The sequence below is a fragment of the Streptomyces sp. NPDC040545 genome, assembly GCF_055595065.1.
This window is the reverse complement of sequence record NZ_JBVIWA010000011.1, coordinates 119619-133926: the sequence shown is the minus strand read 5'-3', so window position 1 is coordinate 133926 and position 14308 is coordinate 119619. Positions and strand designations below refer to the sequence as shown.

10 protein-coding genes are annotated in these 14308 nt (G+C 70.6%); 5 read left to right on the top strand and 5 right to left on the bottom strand.

Annotated elements, in window-relative coordinates; translation table 11 throughout:
* Positions 1-64: 64 nt before the first annotated feature.
* Complete coding sequence (gene uvrA / locus ACZ573_RS21840) at positions 65-3073, bottom strand: excinuclease ABC subunit UvrA (protein WP_471306649.1); 3009 nt, start codon at positions 3071-3073, stop codon at positions 65-67.
* 187 nt (positions 3074-3260) lie between these two features.
* Between uvrA and ACZ573_RS21835 the strand changes: the two genes are divergently transcribed.
* The 3 genes from ACZ573_RS21835 (at position 3261) to ACZ573_RS21825 (ending at position 6176) form a co-directional block, all read left to right on the top strand.
* On the top strand, positions 3261-3950 hold the full coding sequence (locus ACZ573_RS21835) for a maleylpyruvate isomerase family mycothiol-dependent enzyme (RefSeq protein ID WP_471306647.1): 690 nt from the start codon (positions 3261-3263) through the stop codon (positions 3948-3950).
* A gap of 9 nt (positions 3951-3959) precedes the next feature.
* Positions 3960-4616, top strand: a complete 657-nt coding sequence (locus ACZ573_RS21830; RefSeq protein ID WP_471306645.1) for an MBL fold metallo-hydrolase — start codon at positions 3960-3962, stop codon at positions 4614-4616.
* A 243-nt stretch (positions 4617-4859) separates the two neighbouring features.
* On the top strand, positions 4860-6176 hold the full coding sequence (locus tag ACZ573_RS21825; RefSeq protein ID WP_471306828.1) for an MFS transporter: 1317 nt from the start codon (positions 4860-4862) through the stop codon (positions 6174-6176).
* 29 nt (positions 6177-6205) lie between these two features.
* Here ACZ573_RS21825 and ACZ573_RS21820 read toward each other — a convergent pair whose 3' ends face one another.
* From ACZ573_RS21820 to uvrB, 4 genes are all read right to left on the bottom strand, one after another.
* The gene (locus ACZ573_RS21820; protein WP_471306644.1) at positions 6206-7189 is read right to left on the bottom strand and encodes a TerC family protein; all 984 of its coding nucleotides are present in this window, start codon (positions 7187-7189) and stop codon (positions 6206-6208) included.
* A 239-nt stretch (positions 7190-7428) separates the two neighbouring features.
* Entirely contained in the window at positions 7429-9390 is a 1962-nt protein-coding gene (locus tag ACZ573_RS21815; RefSeq protein WP_471306642.1) for a TerD family protein, read from the bottom strand.
* Between the two features lie 43 nt (positions 9391-9433).
* Positions 9434-10012, bottom strand: coding sequence for a TerD family protein (locus tag ACZ573_RS21810; protein ID WP_030010820.1), 579 nt, complete (start codon positions 10010-10012; stop codon positions 9434-9436).
* A gap of 87 nt (positions 10013-10099) precedes the next feature.
* Positions 10100-12256: an excinuclease ABC subunit UvrB gene (uvrB, locus tag ACZ573_RS21805; protein ID WP_471306640.1), complete on the bottom strand. Its 2157-nt coding sequence runs from the start codon at positions 12254-12256 to the stop codon at positions 10100-10102.
* Positions 12257-12490: 234 nt separating this feature from the next.
* Between uvrB and ACZ573_RS21800 the strand changes: the two genes are divergently transcribed.
* Together ACZ573_RS21800 and ACZ573_RS21795 are read left to right on the top strand one after the other, a co-directional pair.
* Entirely contained in the window at positions 12491-13417 is a 927-nt protein-coding gene (locus ACZ573_RS21800) for a glycerophosphodiester phosphodiesterase (protein WP_471306639.1), read from the top strand.
* 105 nt (positions 13418-13522) lie between these two features.
* Positions 13523-14095, top strand: coding sequence for a methylated-DNA--[protein]-cysteine S-methyltransferase (locus ACZ573_RS21795; RefSeq protein WP_471306637.1), 573 nt, complete (start codon positions 13523-13525; stop codon positions 14093-14095).
* Positions 14096-14308: the final 213 nt, after the last annotated feature.

The following is a 14308-nucleotide window of genomic DNA, read 5'->3' as shown; positions in this document are numbered from 1 at the left end:
GGGCCGGACCCTCCCCTCGTACGCGTACGCGAACCCGTACGCGGATCCGATCGCGGCTCGGCGGCTATGCCTTGCGGGCCCGGGCCGTCGCCTTCTTGGCCGGAGCCGCCTTCTTCGCGGCGACGGCCTTGGTGGCCGCCGTCTTCTTCGCCGCCGTCTTCGCCGGGGCCTTCTTCGCCGGGGCCTTCTTCGCCGTGGCCCGTACCGGAGACGCCGCAGCGTCCGACACCCGGTCGGCGCCCAGGATGTCCCGCAGGAACTTGCCCGTGTGGCTGGCGCCCACCGAGGCCACCGCCTCCGGCGTGCCCTCGGCCACCACCAGACCGCCGCCGTAGCCGCCTTCCGGGCCCATGTCGATGACCCAGTCCGCGGTCTTGATGACATCCAGGTTGTGCTCGATGACGATCACCGAGTTCCCCTTGTCCACCAGCCCCGACAGCACCTTGATCAGCTTCGAGATGTCCTCGAAGTGCAGACCCGTGGTCGGCTCGTCCAGCACGTAGACCGTCCGGCCCGTCGACCGCTTCTGGAGCTCGGAGGCCAGCTTCACGCGCTGCGCCTCACCACCCGAGAGGGTCGGCGCGGACTGGCCGAGGCGGACGTAGCCCAGCCCGACCTCGTTGAGCGTCTTGAGGTGACGCGCGATCGTCGGCACCGCCTCGAAGAAGCCCAGCGCCTCCTCGATCGGCATGTTCAGGACTTCCGCGATGGACTTGCCCTTGTAGTGGACCTCCAGCGTCTCCCGGTTGTACCGGTCGCCGTGGCAGACCTCGCACGGGACGTAGACGTCCGGCAGGAAGTTCATCTCGATCTTGATCGTGCCGTCACCGGCGCAGTTCTCGCACCGGCCGCCCTTCACGTTGAAGGAGAAGCGGCCCGGCAGATAGCCGCGCACCTTCGCCTCCATCGTCTCCGCGAACAGCTTGCGGACATGGTCGAAGACACCCGTGTACGTGGCCGGGTTGGACCGCGGGGTGCGGCCGATCGGCGACTGGTCGACGTGCACGACCTTGTCGACGAGGTCGTCGCCGTCGACCCGCGTGTGCCGGCCCGGCACCGAGCGGGCGCCGTTCAGCTCACGCGCCAGGTGCGTGTAGAGGATGTCGTTGACCAGCGTCGACTTGCCCGAACCCGACACACCGGTCACGGCCGTCAGCACGCCCAGCGGGAAGGACACGTCGATGTCCCGCAGGTTGTTCTCCTTGGCGCCGTGGACGGTCAGCTTGCGCTCCCCGTTCACGGGCCGGCGGATGTCCGGGATCTCGATGGACTTCTTGCCCGAGAGGTACTGCCCGGTCATCGACTCGGTGTTCTTCAGCAGGTCCTTCAGCGACCCGCTGTGCACCACCTTGCCGCCGTGCTCGCCCGCGCCCGGACCGATGTCCACGACCCAGTCGGCCACCTTGATGGTGTCCTCGTCGTGCTCGACGACGATGAGCGTGTTGCCCATGTCCCGCAGCCGCACCAGGGTCTCGATCAGCCGGTGGTTGTCCCGCTGGTGCAGACCGATGGACGGCTCGTCCAGCACGTAGAGCACGCCGACCAGACCGGAGCCGATCTGTGTGGCGAGCCGGATGCGCTGGGCCTCGCCGCCCGACAGCGTGCCGGCGGCCCGGTTGAGCGAGAGGTAGTCGAGACCGACGTCCACGAGGAAGCGGAGCCGCTCGTTGACCTCCTTGAGGACCCGCTCGGCGATCTTCTTGTCGCGAGCGTCGAGGCGCATCCGCCCCAGGAAGTCCGCGCACTCGCTGATCGACATGGCAGCGACCTCGGCGATGGACTTCTCCATCACCGTGACGGCGAGCACGATCGGCTTGAGGCGGGTGCCCTCACAGGTCGGGCAGGGCACCTCGCGCATGTAGCCCTCGAAGCGCTCGCGGCTGGCGTCGCTCTCCGATTCCGCGTGCCGCCGCTTGACGAACGGCACGGCGCCCTCGAAGGCCGTCGTGTACGCCCGCTCGCGCCCGTACCGGTTGCGGTAGCGGACCTCGATCTGCGTCTTGTGCCCGTAGAGCAGGGCCTTCTTCGCGCGCGCCGGCAGCCCGGCCCACGGGATGTCGGTCCGGAAGCCGAGCTCCCCGGCGAGCGCGCCGATCAGGCGCTGGAAGTAGTCCTTGGTGTGGCCGAGCGACCACGGCGAGACCGCGCCCTCGTCCAGGGACTTGTCCTCGTCCGGAATGATCAGCTCGGGGTCGACCTCCATGCGCGTGCCGATGCCGGTGCACTCGGGGCAGGCGCCGAAGGGCGAGTTGAAGGAGAAGGAGCGCGGCTCCAGCTCCTCGAAGGACAGGTCGTCATAGGGGCAGTAGAGGTGCTCGGAGTACATCCGCTCACGCTCGGGGTCGTCCTCGGCGAGGTCGACGAAGTCCAGGATCACCATGCCGCCGGAGAGGCCGAGGGCGGTCTCCACGGAGTCGGTGAGGCGGCGCTTGGCGCTCTCCTTGACGGTGAGACGGTCGATGACCACCTCGATGGTGTGCTTCTCCTGCTTCTTCAGCGTGGGCGGCTCGGAGAGCTGGATGGTCTCCCCGTCCACCCGCGCCCGGCTGTAGCCCTTGGTCTGGAGATCGGAGAAGAGGTCGACGAACTCGCCCTTGCGCTCGCGCACCAGCGGCGAGAGCACCTGGAAACGGCTGCCCTCGGGGAGCGCGAGCACCTTGTCGACGATCGCCTGCGGCGACTGGCGCGAGATGGGGCGGCGGCACTCGGGGCAGTGCGGCTTGCCGATGCGGGCGAAGAGGAGGCGGAGGTAGTCGTAGACCTCGGTGATGGTGCCCACGGTCGAGCGCGGGTTGCGCGAGGTCGACTTCTGGTCGATCGAGACGGCCGGGGAGAGGCCCTCGATGAAGTCGACGTCGGGCTTGTCCATCTGCCCGAGGAACTGGCGGGCGTACGACGAGAGCGACTCGACGTAGCGGCGCTGGCCCTCGGCGAAGATCGTGTCGAAGGCCAGGGAGGACTTGCCCGACCCGGAGAGTCCGGTGAAGACGATGAGTGAGTCGCGGGGCAGGTCGAGCGAGACGTTCTTCAGGTTGTGCTCGCGAGCGCCACGAACGATGAGACGGTCGGTCACGCCGGTCCGCACCTTTCTTGAGAGAGCGGGGGCACGGGCCCCCGTCCCAGGGTATGGGGGGCGCCTCTGCGATGGACTTGGTCCTTGGACTTCCGAGCGTATAGCACGCACATTCGATTTACGGCACTCCGCAGACCGCTTCACCCAATCGTGTGGCCGGCCCCGGTGAGCCACTAGGCTCGCCGTCATGACTGATCATGTGCACGACCTGCGATCTGTACGTGAAGCCACGGACCGGCTGCTGACCGCTGTCGCGAAACTGGACGACGCAGCCCTCGCCGAGGAGTCACACCTCCCGGGCTGGACCCGCGGCCACATCCTGGCCCACCTCGCACGCAACGCGGACGCCCTCGTCAACGTTTTCGAGGGACGCCCGATGTACGAGAGCGCCGCCGCCCGCGACGCGGACATCGAGCGCGACGCCGGCCGGCCCCTGGAAGAACACCTGACGGACCTCCGTGATTCCGCGGCCCGCTTCATGGCCACCACAGAGCCCGACCAGGACTGGACGCGCACGGTCGAGCTGCGCAACGGCATCACGGACCTCGCCGCCAACGTTCCCTTCCGGCGCTGGGTCGAGGCCGATCTGCACCACGTCGACCTGAACATCGGCTACGAGCTCATTGACCTCCCGGACGAGTTCACCGAGCGCGAGATCGTCTTCCTCGCCGACCGCTGGTCCGGGCGCCCCGAGGTCCCGCCGGTGACCCTCGTCGCGACCGACGGCCGCAGCTGGCGCACCGGCTCCGCCGGGGATTCCGCCGTGACCGTGTCCGGCACGGCCGCGGGGCTGCTGGCCTGGCTGGCCGGCCGCGGCGACAAGGGCGCCTCCCTGACCACCTCGGGCGGCCCGCTCCCCGGGCTCCCCCCGCTCTAGGATCAAGGCATGACGTACACCGGAGAGGTCAAGGTCGGCGGTCCCGCCGACGTGCACGAACTTGCGGACCTGATGATTTCCAAGGTCGCGGTGGGCCCGATGAACAACAACGCCTACCTGCTGCGCTGCCGCGCCACCGACGAGCAGCTGCTCATCGACGCGGCCGCCGAGGCGGGCACCCTGCTCAGCCTGATCGGCGACGACGGCATCGCGTCCGTGGTCACCACGCACCGGCATGGCGACCACTGGGGCGCGCTCGCCGAGGTCGTCGCGGCGACCGGCGCGCGCACCCTCGCGGGCGCCCTCGACGCCGAGGGCATCCCGGTGGCGACGGACGTGCCGGTCGCCGACGGGGACACGATCACGGTCGGACGGGTCTCGCTGACCGCCCGCCACCTGGTCGGACACACCCCCGGCTCGATCGCGCTGGTCTACGACGACCCGCACGGCCACCCCCACGTGTTCACCGGCGACTGTCTCTTCCCGGGCGGCGTCGGCAACACCCAGGGCGACCCGAAGGCCTTCGCCAGCCTGATCGACGACGTGCAGCACAAGATCTTCGAGCAGCTGCCGGACGAGACCTGGGTCTACCCGGGCCACGGCAACGACACCACGCTCGGCGCCGAGCGTCCGCACCTGGCCGAATGGCGCGAGCGCGGCTGGTAGGCACCGCAACGCGTCAACTTCCGGGCGCGACGCACTCCTTCCGGTCGCTTACGGCCGAACTCACGTCCTGAGGGGCGGGGAACGGGTATCTGGTGCGGCATGCCACACGACCCGTCCCCGCCCCTGGCCTCCTCCGCCCCCGAAGCCTCCCCCGGCGCTTCCCCCGCCCCATTCCCCGCCGCTTCCTCCACCACGCCGCACGAGACCCCGCCGGCCGAAGCCGACGGCTCCGCCGGTCCCGGCATGCTGCGGCTGGCCACGGCCTCGCTCGCCGGGACCGCGATCGAGTTCTACGACTTCTTCGTGTACGGGACGGCCGCCGCCCTCGTGCTCGGCCCGCTCTTCTTCCCCTCCTTCTCCCCGCTCGCCGGAACCCTCGCCGCCTTCGGCACCTTCGGCGTCGGTTTCCTGGCCCGCCCGCTCGGTTCGGCGGTCTTCGGCCATATCGGCGACCGCTACGGCAGGCGCCCGGTGCTGCTCGCCTCCCTGCTGCTCACCGGCCTCGCCACCGTGGCCGTCGGCTGCGTGCCCTCGTACGGCTCGATCGGCATGGCCGCGCCCGTACTCCTGCTCCTGCTGCGCTTCCTGCAGGGCCTCGGGCTGGGCGGGGAGTGGGGCGGCGCCGTGCTGCTGACCGCCGAGCACGCACCCGAGCGGCGGCGCGGACTGTGGTCGAGCTTTCCGCAGATGGGCCCGGCGGTGGGCTTCCTGCTCGCCAACGGCCTGATGCTGGGGCTGTCCGCGTCGCTGACCGATGCCCAGTTCACCGCCTGGGGGTGGCGGGTGCCGTTCTGGGCGGCCGGGGTGCTGGCGCTGGCCGGGCTGTGGCTGCGCCGCTCGGTGGAGGAGACCCCGCAGTTCCGGGCGCTCGCCGCGACGGACCGGCGGGCCGAGGCCCCGCTGGCCGAGGTGGTCCGGGGCCACTGGCGGCTGCTCCTGCTGACCGGCGGGGCGCTCGCCGTCGGGTACGCCGTCTTCTACGCGGTCACCACCTGGTCCCTCGCCTACGCCACCGAGCACCTCTCGGTGAACCGCACGGCGATGCTGGCCTGCATCATGGTCGCGGTCGCGATCAAGGGAATGGTGACCCCGCTGATCGCGGTGCTCGGTGACCGCTACGGGCGGCGGCCGCTGTGCCTGATCGGGTGCGCGATCTGCGCGGTGTGGATGTTCCCGCTGGTGGCGCTGTTGCGGACGGCCGATCCGCTGCTGATGACGATCGGCTTCACCGGCGCGCTGCTGGGCATGGTGACGATGTTCTCGGTGGTGGCCGCGTACCTGCCCGAGCTGTACGCGCCGCGGATCCGCTGCACGGGCGCGGCCGTCGGCTACAACCTGGGCGGCGTGCTGGGCGGGGCGCTGACCCCGATCGTGGCGACGGCGCTGGCGGACGGTTCCGGTCCGCCGTGGGGTGTCGCGCTGTACCTGACCGGGATCGCCTTGGTCAGCCTGGTCTGCTTCGCACTGCTGCCGGAGACCGTTCCGGCGGTGGCGTCGAAGCGGGCGGCCGCGGGGCGGGCGACGGAAACGGGGGCGGCCGGAGCGGCCGCCCCCGTGTAGGTCCCGCGGATCCGGATCCTTCGATCCGGTTACGCGTCGACGTTCTCCGGGCGGGCGGCGGCCTCGGCCGCCGCCTGCTTCTTCGAGGCCATCAGGCTGGTGATCGTGGTGATGACCAGGACACCGCAGATGACGCCGAGGGAGACCGGGATCGAGATCACCGGGACGTGGACGCCGTTCTCGTGCAGGGCGTGGAGCACCAGCTTGACGCCGATGAAGCCCAGGATGATCGACAGGCCGTAGCTGAGGTGGACCAGCTTCTTCAGCAGACCGCCGATGAGGAAGTACAGCTGGCGCAGACCCATCAGCGCGAAGGCGTTGGCCGTGAAGACGATGTACGGGTCCTGGGTGAGGCCGAAGATCGCGGGGATGGAGTCCAGGGCGAACAGCACGTCGGTGGTGCCGATGGCGAGCATGACGACCATCAGCGGGGTCAGTACGCGCTTGCCGTTGTCGACGATGAAGAGCTTGGTGCCGTGGTAGCGGTCGGCGACGCCGAACTTCTTCTCGACGGACTTGAGGAGACGGTTCTCCTCGAACTCCTCGTCGTCCTCGTCCTTGCGGGCCTCCTGGATCAGCTTCCACGCGGTGTAGATCAGGAACGCGCCGAAGATGTAGAAGACCCAGGAGAAGCTGGCGATGATCGCGGCGCCGGCGGCGATGAAGACCGCGCGCAGGACCAGGGCGATCAGTACGCCGATGAGCAGCACGCGCTGCTGGAGGTGGGACGGCACCGCGAACTTCGCCATGATCAGGACGAAGACGAAGAGGTTGTCGACGCTCAGCGACTTCTCGGTGATGAAGCCCGCGAAGAACTCCTGTGACGCCTGGGGGTTGCCGAAGAACCACAGGCCGAGCCCGAAGAGTCCGGCGAGGACGATCCAGACGACCGTCCAGGTGCCGGCTTCCTTGATCGACACATCGTGCGGTTTGCGGCCGATGAAGAAATCGGCACCGATGAGGAGGGACAGACCGAGAATGGTCGCAGCCCAAAGGGCCCAGGAAACTTCCATGGTGAACACGCCTCCGGCGGATGGCTCAGCACTTCGTCAGCGTCATCGCTGCCGGAGGTCTCTTCCACCCGGGCGGCCTGGAGGCCGTGGGCCGACGCCCCGGGACCGACTGCGTTCATCGAAACCGCAGCGGTCCGTATTGACGGGTACGCCGTAGCAGGAAAGCAGGAATACTCCCCTCCGCACGGACGAGCTTACCCGCCGAAGGCGGTAAAGGTAAAGAGAACACCAAAGAATGGTCACGGACGGGTAGTGCGCCGGGCCTCCGCCACCCGGTCCAGTGCCTGGTCGAGGACCCTGCTGCCCTGCGGGGGCAGGTCCGGTTCGAAGGTCCAGGCGTGATGGACCCAGGGGTCGGCGAGGTGGTTGTCGGGCACCGGCGAGAGCCGCATCAGGGAGCGCCACAGCGGGTCGAGCAGCGGTCCGTAGGCCGAGGCCTCGTCGCGGTCCGCGACCATCAGCAGGTGCACGCCGACGGCCGCGCCCTCGTCGGCGAGGTAGCGCAGCTGGGTGACGGCCCGGTCGTCGAAGCCGTGCGGGAAGTCGTGCACGATCAGCAGCTGGTCGGCCGTGTCCACGTCCGGCGGCAGGTCCTCGGGGGCTCCGGCCCGCAGCGCCATCTGCACGAGGTCCACCCGCCGGGTCAGCCGTGCCAGGGTCTGGGTGACCCCGGTGGCCCCGGCGGCGGGCGGGCCGGCCAGCACCCCGGCGCGTACGAGCGGCGCCAGGGAGGCGGATCCGGCCCCGGCCGCGTCGATGACGTGCACGGAGAACCGGTCGGCGGGGTGGACGGCGAGCAGCCGGACCGCGAGGGCGACGGCCATGTCCATGGCGGCGCGGCGCAGCCGGTCGGTGTCCATGGTCATCGCGGCCTCGGAGCCGGTGCGGCCGTTGTCGATCCACAGTCCGCGCTCCAGCGGGACCCGGGTCAGCATGGGGATGCGCAGATCGGGCCGCTCGGGCAGGTGCAGATCCCCCAGGCGCAGGGCCAGCGGGCTCTCCTCGGGCGTGCGGTGACCGTGCCAGACGGGGTTGTCCCAGCGGGCGTACGCGGCCGGCAGCGCGGGCTCGACCACCTCCGACTCGGCGATCAGCTGGGCCAGGTCCCGGTCGAGGACGGCCTGGGCCTGGGCGACGAGCTCCTCGCGGCGGGCCCGCGCGGTGTCACGGGCGGCGTTCCCGGAGCCGCCGAGGCGGTGGCGCGGGTCGGACAGGGCCTCGTCGAGCTCGCGGTCCATGCGGGAGTCGGCGAAATCGACGGCACTGCGGTAGGCGGCGACCGTGCGGGCCAGGTCCTCGAACATCCCCCAGACCTGGTTGTAGAGCCGCTCCTCCATGGACCAGCCGCTGGCGTCCCCCGCGACGGGCCGCGGATGCTGTCCGGGTTCCTGCGGCGCTGCGGCCCGCGGCGCGGGCTCGGGGGGCTCGGTGCTGGTGCGGCGGCGCCGCGGGTGGGCGTAGCTGATGGTGGGCGGGGAGCCCGCACCGTCACCCCCGGGCGCGGGTCCGGGCGTACCGGCGTACGGGTGCCCGGAGACGGGGACCGGGTCCGGCGGCTCGGGGGCGGGCGCGGGAGCCTGCGCCGGGGTCTGCGGGGCGCGCAGGTCACCGACGAGGGTCGGCATGGTCGCGAGGGTGGCGTCGGCCCCCGCTGTACGGGGGGTCGTGCCGAGCGCGGCGGCGGCCAGCTCCGCGGCGGCCGCCGCGGGCAGCCCGCCGTCGGCGAGCAGGGCGCCGAGGCCGTCGGCATAGCCCTGGCCCACGGCGCGGACCTTCCAGGCGCCCTGGCGCCGGTACAGCTCCAGGGCGACGACGGCCGTCTCGGCGTCGAGCCCCGTCAGGGTGTAACCGGCGAGCTCGGCGCCTCCCGGGTCGGCCACGGCCACGTAGGAGGCCGGTACCGCGCCGAAGCGGACCGGGCCGCCGGGCGGAAGGACGAGCAGCACACCGAGCCGGTGGACGTCCGCCGCGACCTCGTCGAGGTCGACGGTGAAGGTGTGCCGCTCGGCGAGCTCGCCCGGCGACTCGACGCCGGGGAGGGACCTGGCGCCCGGGTGGGCGAGGATCCCGTTGCCGGCGAACCGGCCCTGTTCGTCGGCGAGCGCGGCCAGGGTGAGCACGGGCGTGCCCGCCGAGACCCTGATCTCCACCCGGCTCTGGGACACGGGGTGGTTCTGCCCCCGGACCAGTTCGGCCGTCATCGTGCAGCCCCTCCCCCGTGCCTTCTTCTCTTGTCCGGTACTGCTACAGGTGCGGCAGGATCGCCGGCATGAGGTCCTGGAAGGTGCGGCCGTTGGCCGGGTTCCCGAGGGCCGTCATCTGCCAGCCGGCGCCCGAGCGGGACACCTTGGCCATGATCTGCGCGGTGTACTGACCGCCACCGTCGAGGGTGTAGCGGGCCAGCTCCTGGCCGTTGGTCTCGTCGACGATGCGGCAGAACGCGTTCTGCACTTCCTGGAACGTCTGGCCGGTGAAGGAGTTCACCGTGAAGACGATCTGGTCGATGTGCACCGGCACGCGCTGGAGGTCGACGAGGATCGCCTCGTCGTCGCCGCCCTGGCCGACGCCGCCGACGAGGTTGTCACCGGTGTGGCGCACCGAGCCGTCGTCGCTCTGCAGATGCCGGAAGAAGACCACGTCGACGGGCTGCTTGTCGGCGAAGAGCACCGCCGAGGCGTCGAGGTCGATCTCCCGGGTCCGCGAGCCGAACAGTCCGCGGCGCTTGGCCGCCTGCCAGCCGAGACCCATACGGACCGCGGTCAGCGTGCCTCCGTCCGCCTTCTGCAGACTGATGGCCTGACCCTTGGTCATGTTGACCGTCACGTACTGTCCCCTCTCCCTGGCCCGCCCCATGACGAGCGTGCAGCATGTACCTGCGGCTGAGACCCAACCCTACTGACCGGCTCCCGGTCAGGCGAGGCCCGCTTCCTTCATCTGCCGCAACTCCTTCTTCAGCTCGCCCACCTCGTCCCGGATCCGGGCCGCGACCTCGAACTGGAGCTCGGCGGCCGCCCCGCGCATGCGCTCGGTCATCTGCTCGATGAGCGCGGCCAGTTCGGCCGCGGGCCGGTCGGTGAGAACCTCGGCACCCGCCGCCCCCTTCGCCCCCTTCGCGGCCTTTCCACCGGTCTTGCCGACAGCTGCCCGGCCGCCGAGCGCCGGGACCGGGGCCTTGGCTCCCTTGCCGTCCTTCGCCTGCCGGTATCCGGTGCCGAGGAGCTCCTCGGTGTCCAGTTCCTCGCGGGCGATGGTGGCGACGATGTCGTTGATCTTCTTGCGCAGCGGCTGCGGGTCGATCCCGTTCGCCGTGTTGTAGGCGATCTGCTTCTCGCGGCGCCGGTTGGTCTCGTCGATGGCCTTCTCCATCGCCGGGGTCATCTTGTCCGCGTACATGTGGACCTGGCCGGACACGTTGCGCGCGGCGCGGCCGATGGTCTGGATCAGGGAGGTCCCGGAGCGCAGGAAGCCCTCCTTGTCGGCGTCGAGGATCGCCACCAGGGACACCTCGGGCAGGTCGAGGCCCTCGCGGAGCAGGTTGATGCCGACCAGGACGTCGTACTCGCCGGCCCGCAGCTCGCGCAGCAGCTCGATGCGGCGCAGGGTGTCCACGTCGCTGTGCAGGTACCGCACCTGGATGCCGAGCTCCAGGAAGTAGTCCGTGAGGTCCTCGGCCATCTTCTTGGTGAGGGTGGTGACGAGGATCCGCTCGTCCTTCTCGACCCGCTGCCGGATCTCGTGGACCAGGTCGTCGATCTGCCCCTCGGTGGGCTTGACCACCACCTCGGGGTCGATGAGGCCGGTGGGGCGGATGATCTGTTCGACGAATCCGTCGCCGCGCGAGAGCTCGTACTTCCCGGGGGTCGCCGACAGGTAGACGGTCTGGCCGATGCGCTCCTGGAACTCCTCCCACTTCAGCGGCCGGTTGTCCAGGGCGGACGGCAGCCGGAATCCGTGGTCGACCAGGGTGCGCTTGCGGGAGGCGTCACCCTCGTACATGGCGCCGATCTGCGGCACGGTGACGTGCGACTCGTCGATGACCAGGAGGAAGTCCTCCGGGAAGTAGTCGATGAGGGTGTTGGGCGCGGAGCCCGGCTCGCGGTCGTCCATGTGCAGCGAATAGTTCTCGATGCCGGAGCAGGAGCCGATCTGGCGCATCATCTCCAGGTCGTACGTGGTGCGCATGCGCAGCCGCTGCGCCTCCAGCATCTTGCCCTGCTTCTCCAGCTCGGCGAGGCGCTCGGCCAGCTCCGCCTCGATGCCCCGGACCGCCTTCTCCATGCGCTCGGGGCCGGCGACGTAGTGGCTGGCGGGGAAGACGTACAGCTCGCGGTCCTCGCTGATGACCTCGCCGGTCAGCGGGTGCAGGGTGGAGAGGGCCTCGATCTCGTCGCCGAACATTTCGATGCGGACGGCCAGTTCCTCGTAGACCGGGAAGATCTCGATCGTGTCCCCGCGCACCCGGAAGGTGCCGCGGGTGAAGGCGACGTCGTTGCGGGTGTACTGGATGTCCACGAAGCGGCGCAGCAGCTGGTCCCGGTCCGTCTCCTCGCCCACCTTGAGGGAGACCATGCGGTCGACGTACTCCTGCGGGGTACCGAGGCCGTAGATGCACGACACGGAGGCGACGACGATCACGTCGCGCCGGGTCAGCAGCGAGTTGGTCGCGGAGTGGCGCAGCCGCTCCACCTCCTCGTTGATCGAGGAGTCCTTCTCGATGTACGTGTCCGACTGCGGAACGTAGGCCTCGGGCTGGTAGTAGTCGTAGTACGAGACGAAGTACTCGACGGCGTTGTTCGGCAGGAGCTCGCGGAACTCGTTCGCCAGCTGGGCGGCGAGCGTCTTGTTCGGCGCCATGACCAGGGTGGGGCGCTGGAGCTTCTCGATCATCCAGGCCGTCGTCGCCGACTTGCCGGTGCCGGTCGCACCCAGCAGGACGACATCCTTCTCACCTGCACGGATGCGCTTCTCCAGCTCGGCGATGGCCGCCGGCTGGTCGCCGCTGGGCTGGTAGGGGCTGACGACCTCGAAAGGCGCCACCGTGCGTTCGATCTTCGATACGGGCCGCATGGGTCAACCGTACGACCCCCCACTGACACTCACGCGCCCCCACGGGCCGGCGGCGCGCTCCGGACCCTCCCGGCCGCCCGGGCCGCTGTCATTCGTTCTGGTCCGTTTGTCGTAGTTCGGTGGCGGCTCAGTGATCTTCAACCCCATGATCGCGGTGAAGTGCATCGCCACAACGTCTGCCGCTCCGCGCCCGTCTGACGCAGGAACAGGGCTCACGACCCGAGGAGAACGCACATGTACGTCCGACCCGCCGCCGCGGCCGCCGCCGCATTCCTGGGCTTTACTCTCACCCTGCTGGGCGGGACGGCTTCCTACGCCGCCACCGGTCCCGGATCCGCCACCGGCACGGGAACCGGCGCCGGCGCCGGCCTGGCCGCGCTGGGGGGCCCAGTCGTGTACGCCCACCGGGGGGCCTCCGCCTACGCCCCGGAGAACACCCTCGACGCGATCGACCTGGCGATGCAGATGGGCTTCGGCTGGGTCGAGAACGACGTGCAGCGCACCAAGGACGGCGTGCTGGTGGTGATCCACGACGACACCCTGGCCCGGACCACCGACGTCGAGCAGCAGTTCCCCGACCGCGCGCCCTGGAAGGTCAAGGACTTCACGGCGGCCGAGATCGCACAGCTGGACGCGGGCAGCTGGTTCGGCGCCGAGTACGCGGGCGCCTCCGTGCCGACCCTGCGGCAGTACCTCGACCGGGTACAGCGCAACCGGCAGCGACTCCTGCTGGAGATCAAGAAGCCGGAGCTCTACCCCGGGATCGAGGAGCAGACCCTGAAGGTGCTGGACGAGGCCGGCTGGCTCGACGCGCGCCATGTCGCGCAGCGCCTGGTGGTGCAGAGCTTCAGCGCCGATTCCGTGCGCATCGTGCACGGGCTGCGCCCGGACCTGGTGACGGCCTTCCTGGGCACCCCCACCGTGGCGGACCTGCCCCGCTACGCGGAGTTCACCGACCGCATCAACCCGTGGCACACGACGATCTCGGCCGACTGGGTCGCGGCCGTGCACGGCCTGCTCGGCGCCCACGGCAAGGCGATGGAGGTGGACACCTGGATCGTGGACGACGCGGCCACCGCCCGGAAGGTGCAGGCCATGGGAGTGGACGGGATCATCACCAACGCCCCGGACGTGGTCCAGGACGCGGTCGGCGGGTTCTGATCCCCGGCCCCGTCAGGGCGGGCGGCAGGCGGGCGGGCAGGCGGGCGGGTGGCCGAGATCCACAACCGGGACCGCCGTGTCGGTGGATGGCCGTACCGTGGACGCGTGGACAGCACCGAGCGGCCCCGCGGGCCGCACCTCGAATGGACCGTCCTCGCCGGCGACGGCGTCCTCGGCGGGCCCCTGCTCCTGGCCGCGACCCCGGAGGGTCTGGTCCGGGTCGAGTTCCATGCCGAGCCGGACCGGGTCGACGAGATGATCGGCCCGCTCGTCTCCCGTCTCGGCGCCGACGCCCGGCGCCCCGCGCCGGGCGAGGAAGCGCTGCTGGCCGAGCCGATACGCCAGCTCAATGCGTATTTCGGGGGGTCGCTGCGCCGCTTCGAGCTGCCGCTGGACTGGCGCCTGAGCTCCGGCTTCAACCGGCAGGTGCTCCAGGAGCTGGACCGCTCCGTGCCCTACGGATCGGTCGTCGGCTACGGGGAGCTGGCAGCCCGCGCCGGACAGCCCGGCGCCGCCCAGGCCGTGGGCAACGCCATGGGCTCGAACCCGCTGCCGCTGGTGGTGGCCTGCCACCGGGTCGTGGAGAACGACGGGGGCATCGGCGGATTCGGCGGCGGGGTGGAGACCAAGCGGCAGCTGCTCGCACTGGAGGGCGTGCTTCCGCAGCCGCTGTTCTGAACGGGGTCCTGACCTGCGGACCCGTCCCCGCGGACCGGACCGAGGAGCGGCTGCTGACCGGCTGCGAACCGGCTCCGGACCGGCCGGGCTCCGGCACGGTTCCGCCGGGCGGTAAGGGCTGGCACACTGCGGCGGTGACTACTCCTGCCGCCGTACCCGGCCTCCCCGCGTCCTCCGCGCCCCGTGTCCCGCACCCGCGAAGCCGGTGTACGC

What these genes read in the sequence shown, in the direction of transcription:
- ACZ573_RS21800 (WP_471306639.1), top strand. Translation starts at nt 12,491, where the DNA reads ATGTACGTCCGACCCGCCGCCGCGGCCGCCGCCGCATTCCTGGGCTTT.
- ACZ573_RS21825 (WP_471306828.1), top strand. Translation starts at nt 4,860, where the DNA reads ATGCTGCGGCTGGCCACGGCCTCGCTCGCCGGGACCGCGATCGAGTTC.
- uvrB (WP_471306640.1), bottom strand. Translation starts at nt 12,256, where the DNA reads ATGCGGCCCGTATCGAAGATCGAACGCACGGTGGCGCCTTTCGAGGTC.
- ACZ573_RS21820 (WP_471306644.1), bottom strand. Translation starts at nt 7,189, where the DNA reads ATGGAAGTTTCCTGGGCCCTTTGGGCTGCGACCATTCTCGGTCTGTCC.
- ACZ573_RS21830 (WP_471306645.1), top strand. Translation starts at nt 3,960, where the DNA reads ATGACGTACACCGGAGAGGTCAAGGTCGGCGGTCCCGCCGACGTGCAC.
- ACZ573_RS21835 (WP_471306647.1), top strand. Translation starts at nt 3,261, where the DNA reads ATGACTGATCATGTGCACGACCTGCGATCTGTACGTGAAGCCACGGAC.
- ACZ573_RS21815 (WP_471306642.1), bottom strand. Translation starts at nt 9,390, where the DNA reads ATGACGGCCGAACTGGTCCGGGGGCAGAACCACCCCGTGTCCCAGAGC.